At 61.7% G+C, this 22,949-nt stretch carries 19 protein-coding genes; 6 read left to right on the forward strand and 13 right to left on the reverse strand.

The window, feature by feature from the left end:
- The first annotated feature begins 94 nt into the window (after window positions 1-94).
- Window positions 95-1,126, forward strand: coding sequence for a small ribosomal subunit biogenesis GTPase RsgA (gene rsgA, locus QRN41_RS12215; RefSeq protein ID WP_034111514.1), 1,032 nt, complete (start codon window positions 95-97; stop codon window positions 1,124-1,126).
- Between the two features lie 65 nt (window positions 1,127-1,191).
- Here the strand turns inward: rsgA and motB are convergent, their stop codons facing one another.
- Complete coding sequence (motB, locus tag QRN41_RS12220) at window positions 1,192-2,208, reverse strand: flagellar motor protein MotB (RefSeq protein ID WP_034136649.1); 1,017 nt, start codon at window positions 2,206-2,208, stop codon at window positions 1,192-1,194.
- Between the two features lie 3 nt (window positions 2,209-2,211).
- On the reverse strand, window positions 2,212-3,063 hold the full coding sequence (gene motA / locus QRN41_RS12225; protein ID WP_034095593.1) for a flagellar motor stator protein MotA: 852 nt from the start codon (window positions 3,061-3,063) through the stop codon (window positions 2,212-2,214).
- Between the two features lie 167 nt (window positions 3,064-3,230).
- Here motA and QRN41_RS12230 point away from each other — a divergent pair, with 167 nt between their 5' ends.
- Genes QRN41_RS12230 through asd form a run of 3 tightly spaced genes read left to right on the forward strand, consistent with a single transcriptional unit; the run spans window position 3,231 to window position 6,518 of the window.
- Window positions 3,231-4,766 (forward strand): HDOD domain-containing protein, encoded by a 1,536-nt coding sequence (locus QRN41_RS12230; protein WP_034095592.1) that lies wholly within the window; start codon window positions 3,231-3,233, stop codon window positions 4,764-4,766.
- 57 nt (window positions 4,767-4,823) lie between these two features.
- Complete coding sequence (locus tag QRN41_RS12235; protein ID WP_040265873.1) at window positions 4,824-5,642, forward strand: rhodanese-like domain-containing protein; 819 nt, start codon at window positions 4,824-4,826, stop codon at window positions 5,640-5,642.
- A gap of 15 nt (window positions 5,643-5,657) precedes the next feature.
- A complete protein-coding gene (gene asd, locus QRN41_RS12240) occupies window positions 5,658-6,518 on the forward strand; it encodes an archaetidylserine decarboxylase (protein WP_034095590.1) in 861 nt (286 codons plus the stop codon).
- A gap of 133 nt (window positions 6,519-6,651) precedes the next feature.
- Here asd and serB read toward each other — a convergent pair whose 3' ends face one another.
- Complete coding sequence (gene serB, locus QRN41_RS12245) at window positions 6,652-7,866, reverse strand: phosphoserine phosphatase SerB (protein WP_034095589.1); 1,215 nt, start codon at window positions 7,864-7,866, stop codon at window positions 6,652-6,654.
- Window positions 7,867-7,999: 133 nt separating this feature from the next.
- Here serB and QRN41_RS12250 point away from each other — a divergent pair, with 133 nt between their 5' ends.
- A complete protein-coding gene (locus QRN41_RS12250; protein ID WP_034111508.1) occupies window positions 8,000-9,532 on the forward strand; it encodes an AhpA/YtjB family protein in 1,533 nt (510 codons plus the stop codon).
- 192 nt (window positions 9,533-9,724) lie between these two features.
- Here the strand turns inward: QRN41_RS12250 and QRN41_RS12255 are convergent, their stop codons facing one another.
- The 8 genes from QRN41_RS12255 to QRN41_RS12290 all read right to left on the reverse strand — a co-directional run bounded on the left by QRN41_RS12255 (window position 9,725) and on the right by QRN41_RS12290 (window position 18,605).
- Window positions 9,725-10,435 carry a PqiC family protein gene (locus QRN41_RS12255; RefSeq protein WP_285421619.1) on the reverse strand — a complete coding sequence of 237 codons (711 nt, stop codon included), beginning with the start codon at window positions 10,433-10,435 and terminating at the stop codon, window positions 9,725-9,727.
- Window positions 10,436-10,612: 177 nt separating this feature from the next.
- On the reverse strand, window positions 10,613-12,877 hold the full coding sequence (gene parC, locus QRN41_RS12260; RefSeq protein ID WP_034095586.1) for a DNA topoisomerase IV subunit A: 2,265 nt from the start codon (window positions 12,875-12,877) through the stop codon (window positions 10,613-10,615).
- 73 nt (window positions 12,878-12,950) lie between these two features.
- On the reverse strand, window positions 12,951-13,946 hold the full coding sequence (locus QRN41_RS12265) for an esterase-like activity of phytase family protein (protein ID WP_285421620.1): 996 nt from the start codon (window positions 13,944-13,946) through the stop codon (window positions 12,951-12,953).
- Window positions 13,946-15,850, reverse strand: a complete 1,905-nt coding sequence (gene parE / locus QRN41_RS12270; protein WP_034095584.1) for a DNA topoisomerase IV subunit B — start codon at window positions 15,848-15,850, stop codon at window positions 13,946-13,948. The genes QRN41_RS12265 and parE overlap by 1 nt, the downstream gene beginning before the upstream one ends.
- Before the next feature lie 54 nt (window positions 15,851-15,904).
- Window positions 15,905-16,513, reverse strand: coding sequence for a YqiA/YcfP family alpha/beta fold hydrolase (locus QRN41_RS12275; protein WP_040265862.1), 609 nt, complete (start codon window positions 16,511-16,513; stop codon window positions 15,905-15,907).
- Window positions 16,514-16,634: 121 nt separating this feature from the next.
- Window positions 16,635-17,450 (reverse strand): 3',5'-cyclic-AMP phosphodiesterase, encoded by an 816-nt coding sequence (gene cpdA / locus QRN41_RS12280; protein WP_167416790.1) that lies wholly within the window; start codon window positions 17,448-17,450, stop codon window positions 16,635-16,637.
- 97 nt (window positions 17,451-17,547) lie between these two features.
- Complete coding sequence (locus QRN41_RS12285; protein WP_003171323.1) at window positions 17,548-17,997, reverse strand: DUF1249 domain-containing protein; 450 nt, start codon at window positions 17,995-17,997, stop codon at window positions 17,548-17,550.
- Complete coding sequence (locus tag QRN41_RS12290) at window positions 17,988-18,605, reverse strand: NUDIX domain-containing protein (protein WP_034136640.1); 618 nt, start codon at window positions 18,603-18,605, stop codon at window positions 17,988-17,990. The genes QRN41_RS12285 and QRN41_RS12290 overlap by 10 nt, the downstream gene beginning before the upstream one ends.
- A 193-nt stretch (window positions 18,606-18,798) precedes the next feature.
- On the opposite strand from QRN41_RS12290, the gene QRN41_RS12295 reads away from it, so the two are divergent.
- Window positions 18,799-19,545: an RsiV family protein gene (locus QRN41_RS12295; protein ID WP_034095580.1), complete on the forward strand. Its 747-nt coding sequence runs from the start codon at window positions 18,799-18,801 to the stop codon at window positions 19,543-19,545.
- Here QRN41_RS12295 and cytX read toward each other — a convergent pair.
- Window positions 19,514-20,803 (reverse strand): putative hydroxymethylpyrimidine transporter CytX, encoded by a 1,290-nt coding sequence (cytX, locus tag QRN41_RS12300; protein WP_167416789.1) that lies wholly within the window; start codon window positions 20,801-20,803, stop codon window positions 19,514-19,516. The two genes, QRN41_RS12295 and cytX, sit on opposite strands and share 32 nt — an antisense overlap.
- A 125-nt stretch (window positions 20,804-20,928) precedes the next feature.
- Window positions 20,929-22,818, reverse strand: coding sequence for a phosphomethylpyrimidine synthase ThiC (gene thiC / locus QRN41_RS12305; RefSeq protein ID WP_167416788.1), 1,890 nt, complete (start codon window positions 22,816-22,818; stop codon window positions 20,929-20,931).
- Window positions 22,819-22,949: the final 131 nt, after the last annotated feature.

The raw sequence follows: 22,949 nt of genomic DNA on the forward strand, positions 1-22,949 counted from the left end.
GCACCTTGGCGTAGCTGCGCAGTTTAGCAGGCGGGGGCGTGCTAGACTCGCGACCGTTTCACCCAAACCTTTGCATTATCGATACGGAACACCAATGGCCAAACGCCAGCTCAACCGTCGCCAAAACTGGCGCATCGAAAAGATTCAAGGCGAACGCGCTGCCCGCGCCGCCAAACGTGAATCCTCCGCCGTGGAAGCGCTCGAGGGCGGCGACCTGGGCCCCGAACAAACGGGTCTGGTGATCGCGCACTTTGGCGTGCAGGTCGAAGTCGAGGCGCTGGAAGGCGAACTCGCTGGCCAGGTGTTCCGTTGTCACTTGCGCGCCAACCTGCCGGCGCTGGTCACCGGCGACCGCGTGGTCTGGCGTGCTGGCAACCAAGGGATCGGCGTGATCGTCGCCCAGTTGCCCCGCAGCACCGAACTGCGCCGCCCCGACAGTCGCGGCCAGCTCAAGCCGGTGGCGGCCAACGTCGACATGATCGTGATTGTTTTCGCGCCACTGCCCGAGCCCCATGCCAACCTGATCGACCGCTACCTGGTGGCCGCCGAGCACGCCGGCATTCGCCCACTGCTGCTGTTGAACAAATTCGACCTGATCGACGAACAGAATGCTCCGGCGCTCAATGCGTTGCTGGCGGTCTACCGCACCCTGGGCTACCCGGTGCTGGAAGTCTCGGCCCATCACGGCAATGGCATGGAACAACTGCAACAACAGTTGGACGGGCGCATCAGCGTGTTCGTAGGCCAGTCCGGCGTCGGCAAGTCGTCGCTGGTCAATAGCCTGCTGCCGGAAGTCGACACCCGAGTGGGGCCGCTGTCGGAGCTGTCCGGCCAGGGAACCCACACCACCACCACCGCGCGACTGTTTCACTTCCCCGGCGGCGGCGAGCTGATCGACTCCCCGGGTATCCGCGAATTCGGCCTCGGCCACGTCAGCCGCAGCGATGTGGAAGCCGGCTTTATCGAGTTCAACGACCTGATCGGCACCTGCCGCTTCCGTGACTGCAAGCACGACCGCGAACCGGGCTGCGCCCTGCTCAAGGCCCTGGAAGATGGCCGCGTGCAACAGCAGCGGATGAATAGCTATCGGTCGATCATTGCGAGCTTGCCTGAGAGCAGCTACTGACCGGTTTCTTGCCCTGCGAAGCAGACGTGAAAAGGCCGCGATGATCGCGGCCTTTTATATACAGCTTATGAGCCCGCTTTGGGCACCGTCGGGTCTTTCACCCCACCGTCATCGAACAAATTCAACTTCTGCCGCAGTTCATGGGCCGGCAACGGCTCCTGCCCTGGCGGGATAGCGTTCGGGTCAGTGGGCACTTCACCTGGCGCGCCGGCGCCTGGAGCCGGCGTCGCAGGCGGTTGATCGCCTTCGATCGCACGCTGAGCCTTTTTGGTCAGCACGACAATGTCGATACGCCGGTTGACCGGGTTGTACGGATCCTTCGCATCAAACAGTTGCGAAGAGGCAAAACCCACCACTCGCGCCACTTGCGCATCCGGGTAGCTGCCGGCCACCAGGGCACGACGGGCCGCGTTGGCGCGGTTGGCCGAAAGCTCCCAGTTGCCAAAGTCGCCCTGGCCCGCGTAAGGCTTGGCATCGGTATGGCCGCTGATGCTGATCTTGTTCGGCACCGCTTTGATGGTGTCGGCCATGGCCAGCAGGATGTCCTCGAAGTACGGCTTCAAACGCGCACTGCCGGAATCGAACATCGGCCGGTTGGCGGCGTCGGTGATCTGGATGCGCAAACCCTCGGGGGTGATCTCGAAAGAAATCTGGTCCTTGAACTTCAGCAGTTGCGGGTTTTCCTCAACCTTGTTCTGCAACTCCTGCAGCAGTAGCTCAAGACGCTCCTGCTCGACCTGTTCGGCCATGGACTCGACCGTATCGCGCTCAATCGGGATTTTCTCCTGAGGCGCCTCGGTCTTCACTTCCGGGTTGATGGTGCGTTCAGGCGCCAGTTGAGGCGAGCCGCCCAGGTCGATCACAAAGGGCGTGCCGCTTTCCGAGAAACCGATGGGGTCTTTGAAGTAGCCGGCGATGGCGATCTTCTGCTCAGGCGTGGCGGTAGACATCAGCCACAGCACCAGAAAGAACGCCATCATCGCCGTCGCAAAGTCGGCGAAGGCGATTTTCCAGGCACCACCATGGTGCCCCGCAGCGAAGCGCTTGACGCGCTTGATGATTATCGGCTGGTTGTTTTCCATGGCTTAGCGACCGCGAACCGCTTGTTCCAGCTCGGCGAAGCTTGGGCGATGCTTGGGGTACAGCACCTTGCGACCGAACTCCACCGCCAGCGAAGGCGGCATGCCGGAAGCGGACGCCACCAGGCTGGCCTTGATCGATTCGTACAGGTTGATCTCTTCCTTGGCGTCGTGGGCCAGGGAGGTCGCCAGCGGACCGAAGAACCCGTAAGCCGCGAGAATACCGAAGAAGGTACCCACCAGGGCCGCACCTACGTGCATACCGATGGCCGCCTGATCACCCTCGCCCAGCGAGGCCATGGTCACCACGATACCGAGTACCGCCGCCACGATACCGAAGCCGGGCATGCCGTCGGCGATGCCGGTCACCGCGTGAGACGGGTGCTCCAGTTCTTCTTTGAGGCTGAACAGTTCCATGTCGAACAACCCTTCCAGCTCATGGGGGGCCATGTTGCCGGAGGACATGATGCGCAGGTAATCACAGATATAGGCGGTCATGCGCTCGTCTTTGAGCACGGCCGGGTACTTGGCGAAAATCGGGCTGGCGGCGGCGTCTTCGATGTCGGCCTCGATGGCCATCATGCCTTCGCGGCGGCTCTTGTTGAGGATCTCGTAGACCAGGCCCAGCACTTCCAGATAGAACGTGTGGGAGAAGCGCGAGCCGAACATGCTCAGGGACTTCTTGACCACGTGCATGGTCATGTACCCAGGGTTGGCTTGCAGGAATGCACCAAATGCCGCCCCGCCGATGATCATCACTTCGAAAGGTTGGATCAGCGCGGCGATCTTACCGTGGGAAAGGACGTAACCGCCGAGCACGCTCGCGAGGACGACGATGATGCCGATAATTTTAGCCATAGGAGATGAGTACTTGCGCCGTCAGGTTCATGGACATATTTGGGGGAACTGAAAAACTCTTGTTCTACTTATCGGCAAAACTGCGCCAGACTATAGCCCGTTAAGGCGAAAAGCCAGTTCGGCCCGCTCTGGGCGTGTTGACCGCAAGTGATGATCGCGCCCCTACCATGGCCAAACAAAAAATCGACCCAACTGCAAAACCTGCTTCCCTCCCCGACTGGATCAAGCGTCTGGACGAGGTGCGCCTGCCCGTTCCACAGACCAGCCACGACCGTGTGTGCAAAGCCATCCGCGACAACCGCAGTTCGTTGCGAGATATTGCCGAGCTGATGCAAAACAGCCCGGCGCTGGTGCTCAGCGTGATGCGCGAGGCCAACAGCCATACCCATGGCAGCCTAGCCGAACCGGCGGAAAACCTCGAAGTGGCGCTCAACCGCCTGGGCCTCAAGCGCGCCGAGGAACTGCTGGCACGCTTGCCGTCGGTGCCCGACCAAGACATTCCCGTGGCGTTGCGCCAGCTATTGTTGGTCAGTCAGCACGCCTCGCAGCAAGCCAACGGTCTGTTTGGCAGCCGATTGGCGCGACTGTGGCAAGACATTCATTGGGGCAGCCTGCTGTTTTTGTCGCCGCTGTGGCCGATGGCGGTGGCTTATCCCAAGCTGCTGGAAGAATGGGAGCTGCGGGTTATCCACAAGGGTGAGTCGGCGCGCGTGGTTGAACAGCAGTTATTCGGCGTACGCCTGCTGGACTTGTGCATCGGCCTGACCGAAGCCTGGCACCTGCCGATGTGGGTATCCCAGGGTTATACCCTGCTGCTGAATGAGCAACGCATGTTGGTCAAAGCGCTGCGTATCGCCCGTGACGAAGACCCACTGCACCAACAGCAATTGCTGGACGCCGCCCCCCATCTGCGCCGCTGGCTGAACCAGCCGGCCAACACCGTACTGCTGGCCAATGGCCTAGCGATGTCCGCCCAAGAATCCTGGACCTGCCCGCACACGCAGCGCTGGCAATTCCTCACCGCTCTGTACCTGCAACAACCCTTGGCCGAAGTGCAGCAGCAAGTCCATCAACAGGCAGTGACCAGCGCCCGCACCACGCTGATGCCCGACCTTTGGCACCCGGCGCTGTCGTTGATCTGGCCGTGGCATGTGCAGAAGATCCACCGTGGTTTGCTGCCCGCCCCGCCGCCCACCGCCGAGGCGCTGGCCGTGTGGCGCAGCCGCTGCACCGAACTGCTGATGGAACCGAGCCGCTTTGCCAACGCCATGCACCTGACCACCTGTGCCAAAGAGGCGCTGGTCGCCAGCGGCATGCAACGGGTGATGCTGCTGATGACCGACCGCGCCCAAAGCACCCTGCGCGTGCATCAGGTCGACGGCCTACCCAAGGATGCCGCCAACCTGAGCCTGGATGTGGTCCACAGCACAATGCTCCAGCGTCTGCTGGAGAAATCCGCCCAGGTGCGCTTCACACCGGACAACCACGCGCAGTTCTCCGCGCTGCTGCCGCCGATCCTGCGCCGCCTGTTCAATGGCGAACACTTGCTGCTGCGCTCCCTGAGCTGCAACGGCAAAGTCGTGATGCTGATGGTGGCCGACCAGGGCGGCGGTCCGTTCTCGGAAACCACCGTGCAGGCGTTCGGCAAAACCGCTCAATGCATCGAAAAGGCCCTGCACTGCTTTACCAACCGCGGCGCCTGATGCTTGCGCTACAATCGCCATCCTTTATCGCCAACTTTTATGCCCAGGAGACCTCACATGCCTGACTTCTCTGGCTTGCCGCTGGTGATCGAATCCGCCGACCTGCAAAGTCGCCTGGGTGCCGAACACCTGATTGTGGTGGACCTCACCAGCGCCGCCCGCTACGCCGAAGGGCATATCCCCGGCGCGCACTTCGTTGACCCCAAACGCACCCAACTGGGCCAACCGCCGGCTCCGGGCCTGCTGCCGAACAAGGCCGACCTGGAAAAGCTGTTTGGCGAACTCGGCCACACGCCGGATGCGACCTACGTGGTCTACGACGACGAAGGCGGCGGCTGGGCCGGGCGTTTTATCTGGTTGCTCGACGTGATCGGCCATCAGAAATACCACTATCTCGACGGCGGCCTGCTGGCATGGTTGGCAGACGGCCAGCCCGTCTCCACCGACGTCCCCCCGTCGGCCGGCGGCCCGGTCAGCGTCACGTTGCACGATGGCCCCACCGCCACCCGCGAATACCTGCAAAGCCGTCTTGGCGCTGCCGACCTGGGCATCTGGGACGCGCGCGGCCCGCTGGAGTATTCCGGCGAGAAGGTGCTCGCGGCCAAGGGCGGGCATATCCCCGGTGCGGTCAACTTCGAATGGACTGAAGGCATGGATAAGGCGCGCAACCTGCGCATCCGCCGCGACATGCCACAGATTCTTGAAAACCTGGGCCTGACGCCCGACAAAGAAATCATCACCCATTGCCAGACTCACCATCGCTCTGGCTTCACCTACCTGGTGGCCAAGGCGCTCGGTTATCCGCGAGTCAAAGGTTATGCCGGTTCCTGGGGCGAATGGGGTAATCACCCCGACACGCCCGTTGAAAAGACTTAAGGTTTAAGGACAGTTATGAAAAAGCAGTTGTTTATCCTCAGCCAGTACTTGCTGCCGCACCACTTACTGTCGCGTCTGGCCGGTTGCGTGGCCGAGTGCCGCGTGCGCTGGTTCAAAAATGCCTTCACCACATGGTTCGCCAAGCGCTATCAAGTGGATATGTCCCAGGCACTGGTGGAGGACGTGACCGCTTATGAGCACTTCAACGCGTTCTTCACCCGTGCCTTGAAAGACGGCGCGCGCCCACTCGACCCCACCCCCGGCGCCGTGCTGAGCCCCGCCGACGGCGCAGTCAGCCAACTGGGCCCGATCGAGCATGGCCGTGTGTTCCAGGCCAAAGGCCATAGCTTCAGCGTATTGGAATTACTGGGCGGCGATGCAGCCATGGCGGCGCCTTTCATGGGCGGCGATTTCGCCACTATTTACCTGTCGCCGAAGGACTATCACCGCGTGCACATGCCGCTGGCCGGCACGCTGCGCGAGATGGTCTATGTGCCTGGGCGGATTTTCTCGGTCAACCAGACCACCGCCGAAAACGTGCCGGAGCTGTTTGCGCGCAACGAGCGGGTGGTCTGCCTGTTCGACACCGAACGCGGCCCGATGGCTGTGGTGCTGGTGGGCGCAATGATCGTGGCGTCGATTGAAACCGTGTGGGCCGGCCTGGTTACGCCACCCAAGCGCGAGCTGAAAACCTTCCGCTATGACGAAGCCGCCCGCGCGCCGATCCACCTGGAAAAAGGTGCGGAGCTGGGACGTTTCAAGTTGGGTTCCACCGCGATCGTGCTGTTCGGGCCGGATCAAGTGCAGTGGTCAGAAGCGCTGCTGGCCGGTTCGCCGGTGCAGATGGGTCAAGGGATCGGCCTGCCGAAAGCCTGATCCAATATTTGCAGAGACCCAATGTGAGAGGGGGCTTGCCCCCGATAGCTGAGTGTCAGTCAACATCAAAGTGACTGATCTACTGCTATCGGGGGCAAGCCCCCTCCCACATTTTCTGACCGTATTGAGTCAGTCAGAGCTGGCCATCGCGGTCGCGAAAGCCCAACAGATACAGCACACCGTCCAACCCCAGGGTCGAAATGGCCTGCTTGGCCGACTGTTTGACCAGCGGCTTGGCCCGGAACGCTACGCCCAACCCGGCAATCGCCAGCATCGGCAAATCGTTGGCACCGTCGCCTACCGCGATGGTCTGCTCCAGACGCAACCCTTCCTTGTGCGCCAGCTCCTTGAGCAGGTCGGCCTTGCGTTGCGCGTCGACAATCGGCTCGACCGCCACGCCGGTCACTTTGCCGTCGACCACTTCCAACTCATTGGCGAATACGTAATCGATGCCCAGTTTGGCCTGTAATTGCTTGGCGAAGTAGGTAAAGCCGCCGGACAAGATCGCGGTTTTGTAACCCAGGCGCTTGAGTTCGGCGAACAGGGTTTCGGCGCCTTCGGTCAGGCGCAGGGAAGCGCCAATGGAATCCAGCACGCTCACATCCAGGCCTTTGAGCAGTGCCAAGCGCTCCTTGAAGCTGGCGCGGAAGTCCAGCTCGCCGGCCATGGCACGCTCAGTGATGGCGCTGACTTGATCGCCCACACCGGCAGCCTTGGCCAGTTCGTCGATGACTTCGGCTTCGATCAAGGTGGAGTCCATATCGAACACCGCCAGGCGGCGGTTGCGGCGGAACAGCGAATCTTCCTGGAAGGCGATATCGACATTCAACTCCTGGGCGACGCTGAGGAATTCCGCGCGCAGGGCCTGCGGGTCAGCCGGCTCGCCACGCACGGAAAACTCGATGCAGCCTTTGCCCTGGTCGGCCGGCGTGTCCAATGGCATGCGCCCCGACAGACGGTCGATGTGGTCGATATTCAAGCCGTACTGCGCGGTGATGGAGCTGACGCGCTGCAGTTGTTCTGCGGTGACCTTGCGAGTCAACAATGTGACGATATGGCGTTTCTTGCCTTGGCCGGCCACCCAATGCTGGTAGTCCGCTTCGGATACCGGAGTGAAACGCACCTGTTGATCCAGCTTGTACGCGGTAAACAGGATGTCCTTGAGCACGGACGATGACTGCTCGTTGCTGGGAATTTCCACCAGGATGCCGAACGACAGGGTGTCGTGGATCACGGCCTGGCCGATGTCGAGAATGTTCACACCACCCTGGGCCAGCACACCGGTAATGGCAGCGGTAAGACCCGGGCGGTCTTCCCCAGTGATGTTAATCAGGACAATTTCGCGCAAGGCGCACCCCCAGGCTGGAAAAAAACCGCATTCTACCCACTTTCAGTGACCATCGGGCACAGCCAGCGCTTTGCCGGTCATGGGCCTGTCGCTATACTGCGCGTCAACTTCACGGACCAAGAGCCGAGCTCAAGTGAACCGGCCCACGCCAGTAAAAACCGACAACTTCTTCCTGCTGATCTTCCGGGCACTGCGCCACCGCCGTGTACCGATCGCATTACGCATCGCCAGCCATAACGTGATCCTGGTCGCCCTGGCCCTGGTGATCTACGCCTGCGTAATGGGTTTGCAGTTCAAACAGGCCATGCACGAGCAAGCCGACGCCCTGGGCGAAAGCTTGACCACCCAGACCGCCACCTCGGCGACCGAGCTGCTGGTGTCCAACGACATCCTCAGTCTCAACGTGCTGCTCAATAACCTCACCAAGAACCCGCTGGTGGCTCACGCCGCCATCTACAGCGTCGACAACCGGATCATGGCCGAAGCCGGCCAGCGCCCGAAGAACGGCTTGTTGGGTGAGGCCGAAGGCCTGTATCAAAGCAATATCACCTTTCAGGACGTGAAGGCCGGCCAGTTGCGCATCAGCCTGGATATGCAGCAATTCCAGCAGCCGATGACCATCAGCCTGCAAAGCATGGGCATCCTGAGCGCGATTCTGCTGGCCCTGGCCCTGGCCTTGAGCCTGCGCCTGGGTCGGCATATCTCGACACCGCTGATGCAACTGCGCATCTGGCTGCGGGATATCGACGAACACACCCCGGCCACCGACCGCCAGGATGAAATCGGCGACCTTGCCCGCCAACTCCACGCCAGCTTCGCCCCGGAGCCGGTGGTTCGCGAAGTTGAACCGGAACCCGAATTCGACGACACCGATTACGACGACGAACCCGAGTTCGAGGTGCGCGACCTGCGCGATCCGGGCTTCGACGAAAAGCCGCCGGTGGCGGGCCTCAAGCCGGCGACACGCAGGGCACTTATCGCCGAAGAGGATGAGTTGGACGACGAAGACCCGTTCGCTGATCTGCGCGATACCGCGGCCAGCAGCCCGGCCGTCGCGCCCAAAGCGGTGCCGGCGAAAAACGCCGAGCCTCAGCACAGCGCGGTACTGGCCGTACAACTCGGCGCCCAGGACCAACTGCGTCGCTTGCCCCGCGCACGCCTGACGGAATTGCTGGAGCGCTACCGCGACTGCCTCGACCAGGCCGCTTCGCTGTACCAGAGCGAACTGCACACCCTCAACGATGGCAGCACCTTGATGCTGTTCCACAGCGAAGACAGCGGTGAAGACTACCTGACCAACGCCATCTGCTGCGGCGAGCTGCTGCGCGCCTTGGGCCATGCCCTGCAGATCGAAGTGGCGGACAGTGGCATCACCCTGCAACTGCAACTGGGCCTGACAGTGGGCGACGATCTGTTCGGCATGAGCCAGATCGACCTGCTGCTCACCGAAATCGCCCAGGACGCGCTGGCCTTGTCCCAACACAGCCGCAACCTGCTGCTGGTGGAGCGCAAGATCAGCGAAGACCCGCTGATTCGCCAGCGCGCCCGTATCCGCCCGATTGCCAGCCCCGAAGGCGCAAGCTGTGTGGAACGTTTGATGGAACCGTATCCGTCGATGCTGGAGCGTCAGTTAGCGCGGATGCACGAGACCCGTACCAAGCCTTGAAGCAAACCGCAAAATCAGTGTGGGAGGGGCTTGCCCCTGATGGCGATGTGTCAGTGACAGCTGGGCTGACTGACCCACTGCTATCGGGGGCAAGCCCTCTCCCACATTTGGATCCCTAAAAACTTCAAGTAAATCGCACGCAAACAAAAGGCCCGCTGAATCAGCGGGCCTTTTGTTTGCGTGGCATTCAGATCAAAACCGGAACACTTCCATATCGGTACGAATCGGCGTGGCCATCGGCATCTTGGGCTTTTCCGGAGCAACCGGCTTGGCCTGGGCCGGCGCTTGTTTGCGCGGGGCCTCGGCGGCAATCGGTGGCTGGTTGGCCAATGGCTTGAGCGCCACCGACAGTTGCTGCGCCAAATGCTGCAACAGCACGCCCTGGGCCTGGACCTGGGACGCGGTGGTGCCGGTGTGCTGTTCCTGCAAGTGCACGATACGGTTGTCACGCACCTGGCCACGGCGATCGATCAAGCGCCACTGCGCATCGAGAATTGCCGGTTGCGAAGCACCCGAGTCCAATCGGGTGATGGTCAACAGCACCTGCACGTCCGGCGTAAAGCCGACAGGCGCGGGGGCCAGGACCACACGTTGGCTGTCCAACTGACCGGCCACCTGGCGCAGCATCAGCTGGTTGATGTCGGACGATAAACTGCCCGCCCAACGACCATCGGTGGAACCTTGCAGGCTGCCGTCGTTCTGACGTTGCAGCAGGGTCTCGCGTTGCAGGTAGTCGGCGACGATTACCGGCCCCAGCAACACCGCCATGCCGGCGGTTTGAGCTGGCTGAGCCGGACTTCCGCTGTCCAGCTGGTACAGCGACACCGGTTGATGTGTGCTGCAACCCGCCAGCCCCAAAAGGCCAGCGAGCATAAAAATAAAAGGAAGGCGTGGAGCAGTCATCATCCCATCCAGGTGGCTGCCACAAGGCGAACCACAATGTAATACTAAAAAATAACCTGTACACGCTCGGCCACGCCGGCGCTGAAGAGGCCATATCATCCGTGAATATGCGCCATGACTCCAGCGCCAAAGCGTCGATCTACGGGTTAAATCGTAGATCGAGGGCTCTAAAACGCCTTAAACGGGCGTTTCAACCAACAAAGCATCCACCCGCTGGAAGCCACGAGGCAATTTATTACCCCGGCGGCCACGCTCGCCCTTGTAGTGCTCAAGGTCGTCAGGGCGCAGCGACAAAGTGCGCTTACCCGCCTGGAGCACCAGGGTGGCGCCCTCCGGAATCACGGCGATGTCGGTCACGTACTCTTCGCGACTGGCCACCCGCTCCCCGGGGATTCCAATAATCTTGTTGCCTTTGCCTTTGCCCAATTGCGGCAGGTCGCTGATCTTGAACACCAGCAGACGCCCTTCGGTAGTGACCGACGCCAGCCAGTTGTTCTCACGGTCGTGCACCGGCCGCGGCAGGATCACTTTGGCGTTGTTGGGCAGACTCAACAGCGCCTTGCCCGCCTTGTTCTTGGCTTGCAGGTCTTCCCCCTTGACCACGAAGCCATATCCCGCATCGGACGCAATCACGTACAGCGCGTCATCGTCCGGTAGCAGCACACACTCGAAATTTGCCCCCGGTGGCGGTGTCAGACGCCCGGTCAGCGGCTCGCCCTGCCCCCGTGCCGACGGCAAGGTATGGGCCGGCACCGAGTAACTGCGCCCGGTGGAGTCGATAAACACCGCAAACTGGTTGGAACGCCCAGCGGCTGCGGTCTTGAACCCGTCACCGGCCTTGTACGACAGGCCAGTGGCGTCAATATCATGCCCTTTGGCGGAGCGAACCCAACCCTTTTCCGACAGAACGACGGTAATTTTCTCGTTGGGCAGTAGCTCGGTTTCTGTCAGAGCTTTCGCTTCGGCGCGCTCGACGATGGGCGAGCGGCGGTCATCGCCGTAAGTTTCGGCGTCTTTGATCAGTTCGCTACGCACCAGCTTTTTCAGCTTGGCTTCGCTACCCAGCAGGGCTTGCAGTTTGGCTTGTTCCTTGAGCAAGGCATCCTGCTCATCACGCAACTTCATCTCTTCCAGACGCGCCAGCTGCCGCAGGCGGGTGTCGAGGATGTAGTCCGCCTGAATCTCGCTCAGCTCGAAACGGGCGATCAGTTCGGCCTTCGGATGCTCGGCGGTGCGGATGATATGAATCACTTCATCCAGGTTGAGGTAAGCGATCAACAAACCGTCCAACAGATGCAGACGGCGCTCGACCTTGTCCAGACGGAACTGCAGGCGGCGCCGAACGGTTTGTATCCGGAACTCCAGCCACTCCACCAGCAGGTTGCGCAGGTTCTTCAACTGCGGCTTGCCGTCCAGACCAATGATGTTGACGTTGACCCGGTAGCTGGACTCCAGATCGGTGCTGGCAAACAAGTGCTGCATCAGCACTTCATGATCGACCCGGCTATTGGTCGGGATAATCACGATGCGGCACGGGTTTTCATGGTCGGACTCGTCACGCAAGTCGGCGACCTGCGGCAGTTTCGACGGTTTGGCCTGCATCAGCGCGGCGATCTGCTCCAGCACCTTGGCGCCGGACACCTGGTGCGGCAGCGCGGTGACGATAATGTCGCCATCCTCGACGTGGTACACGGCGCGCATACGCACCGAGCCCTTGCCGGTTTCGTACATTTTCAGCAGATCGGCGCGCGGCGTGATGATTTCCGCTTCGGTCGGGTAGTCCGGCCCCTGGATATGCTCGCAGAGCTGCTCCACGGTGGCCTTCGGCTCATCCAGCAGGCGCACGCAGGCGGTGGCCACTTCGCGCAGGTTGTGCGGAGGCACGTCAGTGGCCATGCCCACCGCAATACCGGTGGTGCCATTGAGCAGGATATTCGGCAAACGTGCCGGTAATACCAAGGGTTCGTCGAGGGTGCCGTCGAAGTTCGGCCCCCAATCCGCCGTGCCCTGGCCCAGCTCGCTGAGCAGCACTTCGGAGTAACGCGACAGGCGGGCTTCGGTGTAACGCATGGCGGCAAAGGACTTGGGATCGTCCGGCGCACCCCAGTTACCCTGGCCGTCTACCAGTGTGTAGCGATAGCTGAACGGCTGCGCCATCAGCACCATGGCTTCGTAGCAAGCCGAGTCGCCGTGGGGGTGGAATTTGCCGAGCACGTCACCGACGGTACGCGCGGACTTCTTGTGCTTGGAGTCGGCATCCAGGCCCAACTCACTCATGGCGTAGATGATGCGCCGTTGCACAGGCTTCAGGCCGTCGCCGATATGCGGCAAGGCACGGTCCATGATCACGTACATGGAGTAGTTGAGGTAGGCATTTTCGGTGAAGTCAGCCAGCGACCGGCGTTCTACGCCATCTAAGCTGTCTGCGAGGATGTCACTCATGCGGGCCTCATCAATAGTGGGTAAGGCGCAGCGGAACGGCCGCTGCGCTGATTCGATTCAAAAAGGGGCCGATTCATGGCTGGGCGCTCCAGCCGCCGGCCGGGGCGGCGAAACGATAGACCATGGGGCGTTTTTCACCATCGGCCCGGGGGCCGAAATTATTGTCGATGCCCAGCCAGGCCCCGCTGTCGTCAATGACCAGCGCCTCGGCCAAGCCATAGGGCTGGGCGTAGCGGCGTTCGGGGGTCAGGGTTTCGTCGGCGAACGACCAGCACAGCTCGACCTTGGCCGTGACCGCATCGCGCCGGCAAATCTGGAACGCATTACGCTCCAGGGTAAACAATTTGCCGTTGTACAGCGCCAGGTCGGAAAAATCCTTGGACACCGCCTTGGCATCGGTGAACTTGGCCGGCTGCACTTCCTGGCCGGCCTCGCTCAGCAGAACGCACGGGCCATCGCAATCCCAGAGGCTTTGCGCACGCTTGATGGAGATCAGCCCGCGCCGCTCGCGCTCGGCCGCCAGCCAGAGCTGGTTGCCTTCCGGGTTGATCGCCAATCCTTCAAATAACGCATTGAAGTGCAGCAACATGCCGCTGGCGCGGGCCTCTCGCACCATGCTCGGGGCGATTTTCAGCCATTGCGGCGCGCCGCTCACTGGCACCTTCAGCACCGCGGCATGGGCTTCGCTGACAATGTACTGATTACCCATGCCATCACAGCTGATGCCTTCAAAGTCCAAGTCACCGCCGCGAATGAACGAAGCGGCCTTGGTACGCGAGCGCAGCCCCCAGGGCAAGCCGGAGTCCGGCACCGGCGGCACCTCGATCTTTACCGCTTCGGCCTGCCAAGTGGGCGCACTGGTATCCAGGCGATAGATCTGATCGTCATCACGATCGGACACCGTAAACAGTTCGTTACCGCACTGCGCCAGCCCCGACAGGTTGCCGCCGCGCATGCCGTCCACCGGGTGTTCGGACACCAGTTTGAGTTCCGCCACGGGCGCGGCGGCGACGGTGGTCGCTGCCAGCCCGCTCAACATCAGGATCGCCAGGGCGAAGCCTGTGCGCATCAGCCCAGAACCTCGGCCAGGTTGCCCTTGGATTCCAGCCAGGATTTGCGGTCCCCGGCGCGCTTCTTCGCCAGCAGCATGTCCATCATTTCACTGGTGGCGGCGAAATCGTCCAGGGTCAACTGCACCAGGCGCCGGGTGTTCGGGTCCATGGTGGTTTCACGCAGTTGCGGCGGGTTCATCTCGCCCAGGCCCTTGAATCGGGTGACCTGGGGCTTGCCGCGTTTCTTTTCGGCTACCAGACGGTCGAGGATGCCATCGCGCTCGGCTTCGTCCAGGGCGTAGAAGATCTCCTTGCCCAGGTCGATCCGGTACAACGGCGGCATGGCGACGTAGACGTGGCCGGCATCCACCAGCGGGCGGAAGTGCTGCACGAACAGCGCGCAGAGCAAGGTGGCGATGTGCAGGCCGTCGGAGTCGGCGTCGGCGAGAATGCAGATCTTGCCGTAGCGCAACTGGCTCATGTCGGCCGCTCCGGGGTCGACACCGATCGCCACGGCAATGTTGTGCACTTCTTGGCTGGCCAGGACTTCGCTGCCGTCGACTTCCCAGGTGTTAAGGATCTTGCCGCGCAACGGCAGGATCGCCTGGTATTCCTTGTCCCGCGCTTGTTTGGCGGAGCCGCCGGCGGAATCACCTTCGACCAGGAACAGTTCCGAGCGCATCGGATCCTGCCCGGCGCAATCGGCCAGTTTGCCCGGCAGCGCTGGGCCCTGGGTGATGCGCTTGCGCTCGACTTTCTTGCTGGCCTTGAGGCGACGCCCGGCGTTGTTGATCGCCAGCTCGGCCAGGGCCAGGCCCAGTTCCGGATGCTCGTTGAGCCAAAGGCTGAAGGCATCCTTGACCACCCCGGAGACAAACGCCGCCGCTTCACGGGACGACAGGCGCTCCTTGGTCTGCCCGGAGAACTGCGGCTCCTGCATCTTCATCGAGAGCACGAACGCGATGCGCTCCCACACGTCTTCCGGCGCCAGCTTCACGCCGCGCGGCAGCAGGCTGCGGTATTCGCAGAATTCGCGCATGGCATCCAGCAAGCCCTGACGCAGACCGTTGACGTGAGTACCGCCCTGGGCGGTCGGGATCAGGTTGACGTAGCTTTCCTGCACGCTGTCGCCGCCCTCGGGCAACCACAGCAGAGCCCAGTCGACGGCTTCCTTGTTACCCGCCAGGCTGCCGCAGAACGGCTCGTTGGGCAGGCGTTCGAAGTCGCTGACCGAGTCTTCCAAATAGGAACGCAGGCCGTCTTCGTAATGCCACTCGACCTTCTCGCCGGTGCCTTTGTCTTCAAAGGTGACCAGCAGCCCCGGGCACAACACGGCCTTGGCCTTGAGCACGTGCTTGAGGCGGCTGATGGAGAATTTCGGCGAATCGAAGTATTTCGGGTCCGGCGCGAAGTACACGCTGGTGCCGGTGTTGCGCTTGCCGACAGTGCCGATCACTTCCAGGTCGGTGGCTTTGTAGCCATCGGCGAAGGTCATCTGGTACTCGTTGCCATCGCGCTTGACCTTGACCCGCACCAGAGTGGACAAGGCGTTGACCACGGAAATACCCACACCGTGCAAACCGCCGGAAAACTGGTAGTTCTTGTTGGAGAACTTGCCGCCGGCGTGCAGCTTGGTAAGGATCAGCTCGACGCCCGGCACGCCTTCTTCTGGGTGGATGTCCACGGGCATGCCGCGACCATCGTCGGACACTTCCAGGGAATGGTCTGCATGAAGAATGACGTGCACCGATTTGGCGTGCCCGGCCAAGGCTTCGTCGACGCTGTTGTCGATGACTTCCTGGGCAAGGTGGTTCGGCCGACTGGTGTCGGTGTACATGCCGGGGCGTTTGCGCACCGGGTCGAGGCCCGAGAGGACTTCGATGGCGTCGGCGTTATAAGAGCTAGCGCTGGGAGTGGCCATGGGGTCTCATCGTGAGTCGTTCGATTAAAAAGTAACCTGCGGTTTGCAAGGCAATTACAGTGCCGAGAAATCGAAGGATTGATACTGATCTGCGCCAATGCCGGCAAAACTGAGCAGCGCCGGCAGTTGCCGGGCAAACCCCTGGTAACCATGATCGCCACCGGCCTGGATGCGTAAGGCACAGGCCCGGTAATACTGCTGGGCGAGGCGATAATCCAGTGTTTCATCGCCGGTCTGCAACCACACTTGATAACGCGCGGCATCCTGGGGAGCCGGCACTTCCAGCTCGGCCAGCGCCGTCACATGGTCCTGGGTCAGTTCCCAGGTTTCATCGGTGTAGAGGTTCTTCTGGGTGCCCAGGTAACCGTCGAACATCCGATGGGGGCTGACCGCCGGGTTGACCAGCAGCGCCTTTAGGCCATGGCGCTCGGCAAGATGGGTTGCATAGTAGCCGCCGAGGGAGCTGCCGACCAGCAGCGGCCGCCCCAACTGGGCAATGGCTTGTTCCAATTGAGGAATTGCCTGACGTGGATGGTGATGCAGGGCCGGCACGCGCAACTGATCGGCCAGGCCCAGAGCGTCCATGACACCCATCAACTGGCTGGCCTTGTTGGACGCCGGCGCGCTGTTGAAGCCGTGGATATACAGGATCGAAGCCGACATGCCGGGCTCTCCATGCTTACGCGAAAAAGGCGCAGTTTACAGGGATCGAGGTGGCGTGAGCAGCCGATGATCCAACTGGGCGCAAGCTATCTCCCACCGTTATGAGGAGTGTTTGCGGTCTTTAATAGCCGTTGCTGCCGTAATCGACGGTAAAGGCGAAATCTTTGAGCCGCTCCACCCCGGTCTCCAAACTCCCATCGGCATGCAAACGCAACCAGCGATAGCCCGGTGCCTGCTCGCTGACCTTGAAATCCTCGCTGCCCGGCGCGAACTGGATGCAGGTGGACGGCGACGCCAGCAGGCGCACGCCATTGCGCTCGCGGTCGATCTCCTGGTGCACGTGGCCCCAGAGCACGGCCTTTACCTGGGGAAAGCGGTCCAGCACGGCAAACAGGGCCTCGGGGTTGCGCAAGCCGATGGGCTCCATCCATGCGCAGCCGAACGACACCGGATGGTGGTGGAAGCACACCAGGTGATGACGATCCGGCGCCTCGCTCAAGGATTGAGCGAGCAATTGCAGCTGCTGGTCCTCCAGATAACCCGGCACGGAGCCAGGTACGGCGGAGTCCAGCAGGGTAATGCGCCAGTGGCCGATATCGACCACCGGTTCCAGCAAATCACTGTGCTCGGCGGCTTGGGCCATGAGGAGCGGTTCGTCGTGATTACCGGGGATCCAGCGCGCGGGAGCGTCGATGGCCGCGGTCATAGCGCGAAACTGCTGATACGACTCAAGCGTACCGTCCTGGGACAGATCCCCCGTGGCCAACATCAGGTCGATAGACGGCTGTTGCTCGCACACTAATTCGACCACCCGTTGCAGGCTCTCGCGGGTATTCATGCCCAGCAACGTGGCGTCGCCCTCGGCAAACAGGTGGCTGTCGGACAGTTGCACCAGCAACGCCGAAGCGTCGGGGCTCACGGTGGATACGCTCGGCAAGGCGCTCTCCCAAGGCAATCACAGAAATGGACGGTTGGCGCGATTATGCTGGGCAGGACACAAAGAGGAAACCTAAGGAAGCAGACGCAGTTCACATCTACCGCACGACTTCGAACTCGTGCCCCAGTGCCAGGCAATGGCTCAGCCATTCACCGAGGAACACATTGAGCTGGGCTTTTTCATCGGGCTGATGCATGAACACATTCGGGTAAGGATAGATGCTGCGAAAGCGGCGCGCATGTTCGGCGCTGATCACTTCGGCCATGCGTGCATCGTGGTACACCTGCACTTCCAGTTGCGGTACCGGCAACCATGGCAGGCTGTGTTCCTGGCGCACGCGCAGGGTGGTGGTGTACGGGCAATTGACGATGACTTCCAGGGCCAGTACGCCGAGCATCTGGTCGCCATGGGTCACGCCGATGCGCCGCGCCTCGGGGGCGTGGCGCATGTCGGGGAGCAAGCGCATCAGCCGCGCATAGTTGGCCTCGCAGGCCGCTTGCAGCCCGATCAGGTCGACCCGATAACGTTCCCGTGCCTTTACTGCCATAACCCCCTCACTTCCGCGCGGTTAAGCGCTAGCCATTGCAGGGCGATAATGCTGGCTGCGTTGGAAATTCTGCCGTCGCGCACCGCTTGCAGGGCGTCTTCGAAGGCCCAGGTGGTGACGCGGATGTCTTCTGCTTCTTCTTCCAGGCCGTGAACGCCGCCTGCGCCCGTGCTGTCGCAACGGCCCAGGTACAAGTGGACGAATTCGGTGCTGCCGCCGGGCGACGGGAAATACTTGGTGATCGGCCACAACGCGGAGAAGGTCAGCCCAGCTTCCTCCTCGGCTTCACGGTGGGCAACCTCCTCCGGTTGCTCATCCTTATCGATCAAGCCGGCGACCATCTCCACCAGCCACGGGTTGCTCGCGCGGCCCATGGCGCCTACGCGAAACTGCTCGATCAAGACCACCTCGTCGCGCTGCGGATCGTAGGGCAATACACACACGGCGTCGTGACGGACGAAGACTTCGCGGTTGATCACCCGACTCATGCCGCCATCGAATTTCTCGTGGCGCAGTTGCACGCGATCGAGTTGGTAGAAGCCCTTGTAGGCATTGTCGCGCTTAACGATTTCAATCGTACTCGGCGTCGATTTTGCAGTGTCCGTCATATCCCTTCCTCGTTATGCCTGGGCGATTCGCGCCATCCTAACGCGCTCGCGCCCCTTGGTGCAGCCCCTTTCCGGTTGCCGGGATAGACGGCGGACGTCAAACTCACTCTAAATAGCTTAGTGGCGAACTGACTGCCTCGCTGGCAGTCGAAGCACCACAAATTTCGCTCTTATCGTTAGACGAAGGACATCCATGTCGCTCTTAAAGATTGCCTCCGTGGCCTGCATCGCATTGACCCTCGGTGCCTGCCAAAGCCTGTTCCAACCGAGCTATCGCACCCCGCTGGAAGCCACTCGCGACGCCACCGAGCAGAGCAAGCCGGGCTGCGCCAGCGCCGACTGCCCACTGGTGAACATCGACACCGTGCACTTTGCCAAAGAGCCCAAGCTCGACGCCTTGATCGAGCAGCGCCTGCTGGACATGACCCGCACCACCCCGAACGAGCCCTTGCCCACAAGCCTGGAAACGTACCGCGAGCAGTTCCTGAAAACCGCCGCGCCGCGCAACAGCATGTATTTGCAAGCCAAGGTACGCGAGCAGCATGACGGCTTGGTGATCATCGAACTGTCCAGCTATCTGGACCAAGGCGCCACCCATGGCGAGCCGGGCCGCGCGTTCATCAACTATTCGCGCCAGCAGCAAAAAGCCCTGTCCCTGACCGACATGCTGCTGCCGGGCAAGGAAGACGCATTCTGGAAAGCCGCCCAGGTCGCCCACAATAGCTGGTTGATCAGCACCCGTCTGAGCCTGGAGCAGGAGTTCGTGAAGACCTACCCCTTCCAGAAAACCCCGAACGTGGCGCTGACCTACGGCGGCGTGATCCTCAAATACCCGACCTCGACCATCGCGCCGTACGCCCTGGGCCACGTCGAGTTGCAGATCCCCTACTCACGCCTGGAAGGCATCCTTAAGCCCGAACTGGTGCCCGCGCGCCGCTGAAGGCCCGCCCGAGCATGAACTGCAGCAACCCTGCCAGCACCAGCGCCGGCAGGGTCGCGCCGATATCCGGGTAGAGATTGGCCAGCAGGTGATAGGTGCCAACCCCACCCAACCAGGCCAACAGCGCCGGCCAGCGCAGAGCAGTCGGTACGCCCTGGCCACGACGGCGCAGGGCAAAATGAGCCACCAGCACCACGCCGAACAGCGGCGCGAACACCGAACCGATCAACAGCAGGAAATTCTGGTACTGCGCCAGCGGCGCCAGGCAGGCGATCAGAGTACAGATCACGCCGATAGCCAATGCCAGGTGCTCGACTTTCAAACGCAGCAACATCCCGCTGGACACCGCCGCCGAGTGGATATCGGCAAAGGCGTTTTCCGATTCATCCAACAGGATCAATAGCAGCGGAACCCCCAGTCCAGCCCCAGCCAATGCCAGCAGCAGCGCATTTACTTCACCGCTCGGCGCGAACGCCAGGGTGTAGGCCACGCCCAGGCTCATCAGCCAGAAATTACCGGTAAAAAAGCCCAGCGCGGTACCGCCGAATACGCTTTTGGCGCGTTTGCCGAAGCGCGAGTAATCGGCGATCAGCGGCAGCCAGGACAGCGGCATGGCGATGGCGATATCAAACCCCACCGCAAAGGGCATCGAACCGTCACCGGCCTGGGCCCAGAGTGCGCCTAGGTCGGCCTTGGCGAACAGGTTCCAGGTCAGCCACAGGCAGGCCGCCAAAAGCAGCCAGATGCCCCATTTACGCAGGATCTGGCGCACGAACGTCAGCGGCCCGCTGACTGCCAGCAAGGTTGCCAGACCACCGAAAAACAGCGTCCACAATAGCGGGCTGACCAACAGGCTGCCCTCGCCGAACGCCCGCGTGCCCAATAGACTGGCGGCATCACGCATCACGATGATTTCGAACGAGCCCCAGCCGATCAACTGCAACAAGTTGAGCAGCGCGGGCAGGCTGGCGCCCTTGGCCCCAAGGCTGAGCTTGAGCGCAGCCATGGCGGACAAGCCGGTGTCGCTACCGATCACACCGGCAGCGGCCAGCAACAGCACGCCGACCAGAGTGCCGAGGAAAATCGCCAGCAAGGCACCCGACAAGCCCAGGCCCGGCGCGAGTAATGCGCCGGTCTGCAGGACCATCAGGCCGATGCCGAGGGAGAACCACAGGGAAAACAGGTCGCGGGCGCCGAAGACTCTTTTGTCAGCAGGCACCGCGATGTCAGGAGAATAGGTACTCGGTTGAATGCTCAAGGTGGGTATCTCTTGGGGACTTTTTTGTTGGGGAGATTGCAATCGGGGGCAAGCCCCCTCCCACATTCAGGTGTGGGAGGGGGCTTGCCCCCGATAACGGCGGTACAGGCACCGCCGTCTCTGGATCAGACCTTCTTGTACAACTGGCTGCCTTCCTGTCTGAACCGCTCTGCCTGCTCCGCCAGGCCCTTGGCCACGTCCACATCCACCGCGTCAATGCGCTGGTTGGCCGCGTACTCACGCACTTCCTGGGTGATTTTCATCGAGCAAAACTTCGGCCCGCACATCGAGCAGAAATGCGCGACTTTGGCCGAGTCCTTAGGCAGGGTTTCGTCGTGATAGGAGCGCGCGGTGTCCGGGTCCAGGCCGAGGTTGAACTGGTCTTCCCAGCGGAACTCGAATCGCGCCTTGCTCAAGGCGTTATCGCGGATCTGCGCGCCCGGATGCCCCTTGGCCAGATCGGCCGCGTGGGCGGCGATCTTGTAGGTGATAATGCCGGTCTTTACGTCATCCTTGTTCGGCAGGCCCAGGTGCTCCTTGGGCGTGACGTAGCAGAGCATGGCGCAACCGAACCAGCCGATCATCGCCGCACCGATGCCGGAGGTGATGTGGTCGTAGCCAGGCGCAATGTCGGTGGTCAGCGGGCCGAGGGTGTAGAACGGCGCTTCGTCGCAGCATTCGAGCTGCTTGTCCATGTTCTCCTTGATCAACTGCATCGGCACATGGCCGGGACCTTCGATCATGGTTTGCACGTCGTGCTTCCAGGCGGTCTTGGTCAGTTCGCCGAGGGTTTCCAACTCGCCGAACTGCGCGGCGTCGTTGGCGTCGGCAATCGAACCGGGGCGCAGGCCGTCGCCCAGGGAGAAGCTGACGTCATAGGCCTTCATGATTTCGCAGATTTCGTCGAAATGCGTGTAGGTGAAATTCTCTTTATGGTGCGCCAGGCACCACTTGGCCATGATCGAACCGCCACGGGACACAATGCCAGTGACGCGCTTGGCGGTCAGCGGCACGTAGCGCAGCAGCACGCCGGCGTGGATGGTGAAGTAATCGACGCCCTGCTCGGCCTGTTCGATCAGGGTGTCGCGGAACAGCTCCCAGGTCAGGTCTTCGGCGGCGCCGCCGACTTTTTCCAGGGCCTGGTAGATCGGCACGGTACCGATCGGCACCGGCGAGTTGCGGATGATCCACTCGCGGGTTTCATGGATGTGTTTGCCGGTGGACAAGTCCATCACCGTGTCCGAGCCCCAGCGGATGCCCCAGGTGAGTTTTGCCACTTCTTCTTCGATGGACGACCCCAGGGCGCTGTTGCCGATATTGCCGTTGATCTTCACTAGGAAGTTACGGCCGATGATCATCGGTTCCAGTTCGGTGTGGTTGATGTTGGCCGGGATGATTGCGCGGCCACGGGCAATTTCTTCGCGCACGAATTCCGGGGTGATGATCTTCGGCACGCTGGCGCCGAAGCTGTGGCCGGCGTGCTGCTGGTCGAGCAAGCCACTGGCCCGGGCTTCTTCGAGCTTCATGTTCTCGCGGATGGCGACGTATTCCATCTCGGCGGTGATGATGCCTTTGCGCGCGTAGTGCATCTGGGTGACGTTGGCACCGGCCTTGGCGCGGCGCGGGTTCTTCACATGGGCAAAACGCAGGGCGGTCAGCTCGGCATCGCTCAGGCGCTGCTGGCCGAAATGCGAGGTCAGGCCGGCCAGCCGTTCGGTGTCGCCACGGGATTCGATCCACGGCGAACGCACATCGGCCAAGCCTTTGCGCACATCGATGATCACATTAGGGTCGGTGTAGGGGCCCGAGGTGTCGTACACGGTGACAGGGGCGTTCATTTCACCGCCGAAATCGGTGGGGGTCACGTCCAGGCTGATTTCGCGCATGGGGACGCGGATATCCGGGCGAGTGCCCTGCACGTAGATTTTTTGCGAGCGGGTAAACGGCTGCACGGAGCCAGAGTCGACCTTGGCCGATTCACTCAAATGCACGGTATTTTTTAGTTTTGTAGTCATCACGGGCTCTCCAACTTATCCAGGCGGTGGATGTTTGTCGGAGCGAACCTGTGACGGATGGACGCACTGGAACCAGTGCTGTGCTTGGCGCACGAGGGCTGCTCGGTAAACGAACAACATCCCGGACGAAG

The sequence above is a fragment of the Pseudomonas sp. efr-133-TYG-23 genome (assembly GCF_030209215.1).
Classification (GTDB): Bacteria; Pseudomonadota; Gammaproteobacteria; order Pseudomonadales; family Pseudomonadaceae; genus Aquipseudomonas; species Aquipseudomonas rhodesiae.